This window comes from Streptomyces sp. NPDC002817 (genome assembly GCF_053592055.1).
The window spans coordinates 1-4,704 of sequence record NZ_JBSFUY010000088.1; the positions used below are offsets into that span (position 1 = coordinate 1).

Annotated in this window: 2 protein-coding genes and 2 pseudogenes; 3 read left to right on the forward strand and 1 reads right to left on the reverse strand. The window is 62.3% G+C overall.

Annotated elements, in window-relative coordinates:
* Positions 1–525, reverse strand: a pseudogene (locus ACWD3I_RS48940) (hypothetical protein); the annotation flags it as partial.
* A 176-nt stretch (positions 526–701) separates the two neighbouring features.
* Between ACWD3I_RS48940 and ACWD3I_RS48945 the strand changes: the two are divergent.
* The 3 genes and pseudogenes from ACWD3I_RS48945 to ACWD3I_RS48955 form a co-directional block, all read left to right on the forward strand.
* Positions 702–1,019 (forward strand): annotated as a pseudogene (locus ACWD3I_RS48945) (hypothetical protein); the annotation flags it as partial.
* 213 nt (positions 1,020–1,232) lie between these two features.
* Complete coding sequence (locus ACWD3I_RS48950; RefSeq protein ID WP_365413391.1) at positions 1,233–2,270, forward strand: Shedu anti-phage system protein SduA domain-containing protein; 1,038 nt, start codon at positions 1,233–1,235, stop codon at positions 2,268–2,270.
* A 628-nt stretch (positions 2,271–2,898) separates the two neighbouring features.
* Positions 2,899–4,152 carry a coiled-coil domain-containing protein gene (locus tag ACWD3I_RS48955; RefSeq protein ID WP_365413393.1) on the forward strand — a complete coding sequence of 418 codons (1,254 nt, stop codon included), beginning with the start codon at positions 2,899–2,901 and terminating at the stop codon, positions 4,150–4,152.
* Positions 4,153–4,704: the final 552 nt, after the last annotated feature.

The window sequence follows — 4,704 nt, forward strand, 5'->3', positions numbered from 1 at the left end:
CCTCGACCCCGAGTGGACCCCCCAGACCTCCACCAGCCCTTGCCTCCACCCCCGTTGACAACCGGGGATCCGCTCTAACTCCGTGGTCTTGGGGTTGTTGGAGGGGGGTGGGGGTGTGGAGCTGGGGGCGTGGTGGCGGATGAAGTGGCCGAGGACGCGGGCGGCGTCGGTGGCGGCTTGTTCGGGGGCGTCCTGGACGATCTGTTCGAGGGCGAGGATGCCGCCGATACGGACGTAGATCTCGGGTGAGCCGAGTCGTTCGAGGGCTTTGGTGAACCGGTCGGTGATCTGCCCGCGCCGGGTCAGCCGGTAGGTGCGCGCGGTGTAGAGCAGCGCGATCCCAGCACCGAGCGCAGCGGCGAACGCCACGGCGGCTGTGCGCAGCCCGGTGACCAGCGCACCCGACTGCTCCTTGAGCTTGTCCGGGTCGAGATATTCCTTGTCAATCTTGTACGGGCCTTCCACGATCAGCCACGGCAGTCCGACGAACAGGAGGAAAGCGCCTACCGCGATCAGCACATACATGCCCAAACGCCGGAGACGCCGCCCCCAACGCACCCAGACCCGACGCCGATCCAACAAGGTCATGTCCTGCCAGCGCATCCTGAGTCTTTGGAGTCGTTGGCGCAGAGCGCGCACGGGGTGCGGTGTCGTCATGCACCTGTACATGCCGACACGACGGCACTCAGTTGCAGCGCCCCATGATCAACCCCTCGGGCCCCACCACTCCCCGGCGACGTTCCCGTCGGGACACAGCAGGAAGTTGCTCTCAGGGCGGGCGGGTCCCGACACCATCGTCGGCCGTGAAGCAGCTGGAGGCCATCACCTCCGAGAGGGAGCTGCACGCTCTCGACCGCGCCCTGGTCGTCGTCAGTGTCGACCCCGAGATTGGCGACCCGCTGCCCGCGACCGTCGGCGCACCGCTCTTGCGCCGGTACACCGATGACGTCGAAGCCGTCCGGGTCCTGTACTTCGTGACCTTGCTGCGCACGGTGGTCGTCGTCGCGTACATCGAGGTCTGGCCCGCTGGCAACAGTCAGGAACTGGACAACGCCTGGGTCGACCAGGCCGTCGACCTCGGCTCGAGGTCGCGCCAGTACGAGTACGACACCAACGTCGGCTCGCTGCTGAAGATGATCTCGGTGTAGGAGTGCCAGCAGATGTAAACGAACACGTGTGTCACTTTTGCGGAAGCCTGAGCAATGAGTGAGGGTTTGGCCCACGATATGGCCATGGATCAGGACGGCCCTATCTACTTCGACCGGCGGCCCGCAGCGTCGGGTGCCTTGTCGTACGGCGACCGCATCACCATCAGGGACACAAGCCAGGTATCCATCGAGGCAGTCCCGTATTTCATTCCACACCGGAATTCTCAGGATGAGCTGTCCATGAAGCTCATACGGGTGGACAAGAGGTCTGGGGAGACGTGCCAGATAACGCTGAACGACTCAGACCTTCGGCATCTCAGGCAGTGCATCGCTCAGGCCCTGGCGGTGGCCGAGCAGGAAGATGACGGGCAGTACCTCGTTCTGCGGGCCGACGAACTGGCACACACCGGTGACTCCTCGGACGACGCAGTTCGGGCGGTGGGCGGGGCACTCGACAGCCAAAGATTCGCGCGCAGAGTGGCCCAGCATGTAAACCCCGAGTCACTGGCATCCGCGTTCTCCGCCGTGGTCCGTATCGGCGAGCTGCGCGCGGCCATCACTGAGCTGCGCGAAAACCTCGACGATGGCGTGACGATGGAGGACGTCTACCAGAAGTGGTGCGACAAGCACTCCTGGGCGTTCGGAAACGCATACGTAGCGCGTGACAACTGGAGAAGTATCGGGATCGGCGACCAAGTGGACTTGCTCATGAAATCCACGGCCAGCGGATTCCGTGACCTCTTTGAACTGAAGCGCCCCGACATGGAAGTTCTGAGTTTCGACAACACGCACCGTAACTGGTACTGGGCCTCACAGACTTCCAAAGCAATCGGACAGTGCCACCGATATCTCGACACTTTCCATCGGGCGGCAGAGCACGGAATACAGCCCGACCACACAGAAATTATCGCTTATCACCCACGGGCTGTCATCGTGATCGGCCGCTCCAACACATGGGACCAATCCAAGGTCAAGGCACTGCACGGCCTGAACAGCAGAATGCATGGCATCACGGTCATGACTTACGATCAACTTCTGGCACGTTGCTCCGTTCTTCTGGGACAAGTTCACAGCGAGCAAGCTGCGGAAGCTCAGGAATACGACGAAGACCTTTCTGCCTGATGCACGCAAGACAGTGGGCGGTGCGACGCCGGCGCCTGGGCCCGCCGCCAACAGCGCGTCCGACCGCCGTAGGCGTATGGAGGACGCCCGCCGACTTGGTCACAGAGCCGGTAGATGCGGCCAAGGAATCCACCACGGCTCAGCGTGTGCGTCAGCTTCCGCTCTGGCCGCTGGGATCCGGAGGCGGGCGACGTCGGCGTGCGTTGCGGTGGGTCCGCCGGTCATGCAGATAGGTGCGGCGGCCTTGCCACCAGGCGAGCCGGTCGCTGGAGTTTTGCGGGAAGAGTGTCTGAGCGAGGCCTAGTGCCAGGCCCATGCCCAGGCAGGTGATGACGGACCAGGATGGGGCGCCGACTACAGCCTGGGCCAGGCCGCCGACACCGGACACGATGCCCGGCACCAAATTCTGCGTGGAGGCCATCGCAGCCGCCCTTCGCTCGCTGGTAGGGGATACAAGCAGGCTGAGGGCAGGGGACGGAGTTTCCAGATGGGCATTCACGGTTGCCCTGAATTGGAAAGAGGGAGGGTAGGAGGGGGTATACCGGGATCAAGGCCGGGCGGGTAGCGACCCGGCAGCCGTACCGCGTCTCTGATCCACAGGGAACCGCGTGCGGGTGGGGGGAAAATCATGAACAGCGCCATGGAGAGGCCAAGCGATCCACCGGAAGGCGAGAAGTACGGAGAAGCGGTCAAGCGACTCTTGAGCACTGCCGGTCTGAAGCAAGACCAACTAGCCGCCAGCGTCCCCATGAGTTCCGGACAAGTGTCCAAGATCCTCAACGACGCCAACACCTCGCACACGGCATCCCACCGCTTCCATGACGCAGTGGTCGCATTGCTCGGCCTGGACAAGGAGGGCGATCAGGCCCGATACCTGGAAACCCTCCATCAGGCTGCCGCCAACCTCAACTCGCTGCACTACTGGCGTGACGAGACGGAGCGCTGGCGACAAGAAGCCGAGCGCCTTACAAACCAAGTCACATACCAAGTCGAAGAAGCGTGCAAGGACCGTAGTGTTGCGCAGGAGGCACTGGCCACGCTGCAGGGACAACTCGATCGTCTCGCCGAAGACATGAATCAGGCCCTCAACCGTGCACAGGAGGCAGAGGAAGAGCGCGACGAACTGCGTTTGCAGAATCAGCAACAGAAGATCCAGCTGACCCAAGCCGCCAAGTACGCCATGGCGCAGGGCGACGATCTGCGGATCGCCCAGGAAGAGTCTCGCCGGTTGGGCCAGCAAGTCCGCGGGCTTCAGCAGCAAGTTCGGGTGCTTCAGCACCAAGTTCGCCTTTTGCAGGAAGAGCAGGAGCAGGCCAGCAGTCAGGCGGTTTCCATGGTGGAAACTGCCGTCGCCTCCGGGACGACCACTGAAGAGGCAAAGCCTGGGCACGCGCCACACGATCCGCCATCGGCCAATCAGCCGTCGCCGACCTACCACCCGCAGTCTGCTCCCTCGCTGTCTTCTAGCGGGCCTCGAATACGGCGCGAGGAACCGATCGGTCGGACCCAGCAACAGCGGTCGGCCAGCACCCCGGCACCCGCCAAAAAATCAAAACCTTATCCATCTTGCTTCATGCTATGCCTCGCGCCTCTCGCAATCCCATTTTCGTATCTGACAACTGCTACCTATTGGTCCATCGTCAGAGTTGACCACGGTCCTGCGGTCTGGGTTCTTATACTCTACGGATTCTTCTGGTTTTTCGGTACTATAATCGTTTCCGGAATTTGGGGGGCCGGGATGTCTGACGAGAATGATGGGTGTATCGCTGTGCTGGTAAATGGCAGCTTTGGAGCAATGTGGCTGGGTACCTTCATGACATTTGGTTGGGATTTCGTTTTCAATCTCGGTAAATCTATCGCGAACAGTTTCGGTCTTTTGTAGATATTTGCGCGCGCATTCTCGGGGGCACATAGAGAGGGAATTCAGTGTCAATCCAGATTCCATCCGATTTCCAGAATGACGACCCCCCACGCCCGGGCGATCCGGGAGAGAGGTGCCCTGCCATCATCCCAGACTAAAGCCGCTCATAAGAGTGACGCACAGACTTGCCTCGAAAGCGGCCGGATATGGTAGGGGTGGCGGATTCCGGCGAGAGCAGTATGACTTGGCGAGGCATCAAGCAGACGTCACCCCAGGACGGCTGACGCACCTGCCCCCTTCCCGTAACTGCTGCTTTTCTGGCAGGCCCGGAGGGCATGTCAGGTCTAGTACGGGACTGCGGAGCAGGCCGATACGAGACGGGTCCGGCCGGAGGCCGGACCGCGGGATCACGGAGTGATCCCGGTAGGCGGAACGGAGTTCCGGCCCTTCCGGGCGAAGCGCGGAACCCGCCGCGTAGCGGCGGCGCGTCGTGTCCCCGACAGAAGCCGGGGGGCCTTCGAATCAAGAGCGAACGACGAGGTTCGAACACCCGACCTCAACCATGGCCAGGGT

Excerpts from the sequence above, each read along its gene's own strand:
- ACWD3I_RS48950 (WP_365413391.1), top strand. The coding sequence starts at position 1,233 with ATGGATCAGGACGGCCCTATCTACTTCGACCGGCGGCCCGCAGCGTCG.
- ACWD3I_RS48955 (WP_365413393.1), top strand. The coding sequence starts at position 2,899 with ATGAACAGCGCCATGGAGAGGCCAAGCGATCCACCGGAAGGCGAGAAG.